At 41.7% G+C, this 575-nt stretch carries 1 pseudogene; it reads left to right on the forward strand.

What is annotated here, in order from left to right:
- Positions 1 to 424 (forward strand): annotated as a pseudogene (locus R8N49_RS29170) (serine/threonine protein kinase); the annotation flags it as partial.
- Between the last annotated feature and the right edge of the window lie 151 nt (positions 425 to 575).

Raw genomic sequence — 575 nt, forward strand, 5'->3', positions numbered from 1 at the left:
CAACACGTTCTTTACCAATAGCGATGAACATAAAGCTAACTTAGAGATAAGCAATGCGATGAAAGATGCCGTGCTCGAAATGAAGCTCTATGAAACGGCAATTGATTCGAGCAATCCGTTACCTTTCCCTATCGACGCTGCTCGAATCTTGTATCAAGACGAGTTTGATGGCCTGTACTATCGCCTAAAGCAAGCAAGAACCACTGTACATTTGGATAAGTTAGTTAAAGACGTCGATAAATTCTCTGAAAACTTCCCTGTTGGATTCCAAGATATCAATGACCTACGCTTCCAAACAGCGGACAAGTATCTACAATTCTCCGACATTCTGTTGAATAAAAGAAAGACCACCAGCGCTAGACGAGCAATGAAGAAAGCGAACGATTTGATGAAACAAATTGAGCAAGATTCCAAGCAAAGTTAACGAATTTTGTCTCATTTAAGGGGCTTCTAAGCCCCTTTCCTCAAAAACGCCTTGCCTTTATGCACTCAGATGACTAGCTTATTAGTGTAGCTGTAGTAAGGAAGATAGACTTTGGCCGAGGGAAGAGTCGCCGTTGGTGATATCAATATCC

It is taken from the genome of Vibrio sp. 1978, from assembly GCF_033344345.1.